The organism is Aquabacterium sp., assembly GCF_021768455.1.
GTDB lineage: Bacteria > Pseudomonadota > Gammaproteobacteria > Burkholderiales > Burkholderiaceae_C > Aquabacterium.
Genome location: NZ_JAIZVX010000286.1, coordinates 1 through 1,711, shown reverse-complemented (window position 1 = coordinate 1,711; position 1,711 = coordinate 1). Strand labels below are relative to the sequence as shown.

Below are 1,711 nucleotides of genomic sequence, written 5' to 3'. Positions count from 1 at the left end.
GCTCATGTGCCTCACGGTATTGAGTTTCTGATACCACTTCACCGGTATCACGCATACGAAAATGGTTCATAGAGATCCTTTAAGCAAAAGCCAGATAGAAATAAGTAGCAGCACTCACATTAATATTGGTCGTAGTGTTCTGAACGACTGCAAAGCCAGAACTATTAGGTTCAACAGAAGAGTCAGTAGTGACCTCAGCAGCAGTTGTATTTGCTGACGTATGTGGGTCATTGGCACTGGCTGTGATGCCTCGCACTGAATCCCACATAAACCAATCACCTGCAGTATCTACTCGTTTGATCATCACAAAACGGGCACCACTAGCAAAACTACAGTTGATGGTTTGAGTTCCACCATTACCCGTATAGCTACCTACCTTACTAATACCAGTTTTACTAGCAAACAGGTAATTATAGTAAATACCCCCAGAAGTATTTACATTGGTAGAAGTACCCAATGAGAAAGTTGTACTGGTAGCACTGGTGCTATTCCACATAGTAGCTAGGGTAGTGCGAACACCCGTACTATTGAATACTAGATACTCAGTGTTATTTAATGCTGCCGCATACACAAAGAAATTAGCATTTGAAGTCGTCCGCTGTTTACGGATGATGAGTTCAGGAACTACTCCTAATTGATGAGCTACGGTATGTGCTACACCAGTACCTGTGTCTTGGACAATATCGAAAACACCAGGTGCTCGTTTAAAGCAGTGCTCAATATAAGTAACTGCACTGGTGTTTTTGTTACCTGAAGCTCCTGTACCTAAGGTGAAACCATCTTGACCAAATGCAGTTAAATCATTGGCGTATGTGGTTTCAATATTTACAGCACTCGATAAGAACTCTTGAGTAGCTCCCCGGAATCGCTCAGTCCAGTTAGCACCTCCTGTTGTGCTGCGAGCCTTGCCAATGACCAGATCAGGAGGGAAACCAACACCAGTAACCGAAGCTACTGCACCTGTACCCGTACGAGCAATGGCGTTATAGACCTGATTACCTGTAGTCGGTGGTTTGTTTGGCTTACGGATAGCAATCCACAGAATGTAGCCGTTAGCCCAACCACTGGTAATCTTAAAACCAGTGTTGGTAAGCGAGACGATAGAATCTGGTTGAGAAGCATCAACTGCACTAAACGCATTAAGTGACAGGTGTACTCGACCAGTCCCAGATGGGAATCCTCGTGCAGTATCTACGATGATCCAATCAGATCCAGCAGAGATATTGGCCATCATTACAAACTGAGGTTCCCAACCAATATCTACAGTGCCATTGCCACTACTATCTGTGAGCAATGTCTCTGTACGTACTAACCCATCAGTAGTTGTATCGTTGGCGAACAGATAAGCAATATAACCAGCGCCAGATGTATTGGCTCCTGTGAAACTCCCCAAACTGAATACGCTAGCAGTTGGTAGGGTCGAGTTCCAAATAGTGTTACTTGAATTCGTAGCACTACCGTCCATAATGGTGTATTCAACATTCGAGTCTACTCGACCACCACTAAAGGCATACCAACCCCCTGTTCCATCAGTTCGTTTGAAAATTATGAGGTTAGGAGTTACGCCCAAAGAATGCGCAATGGTTCTTGCTGCACCGTTACCGGTATAGGTCACAATATCCATAAACTTCGGTGCTTTACGGAACATATAGTCAATGAACCGTTGTGCCGAAGCGTTGTACTTACTATTTGCTCCGACACTAAAACCATC

The 1,711-nt window shown here is 44.2% G+C and carries 1 protein-coding gene; it reads right to left on the bottom strand.

The genetic code is table 11. The annotated features are described in order from the left end of the window. Positions 1–79: 79 nt before the first annotated feature. Positions 80–1,711, bottom strand: a 1,632-nt coding sequence (locus QZ994_RS19790; RefSeq protein WP_290877792.1) for a hypothetical protein, incomplete at its 5' end; no start/stop codon positions are given.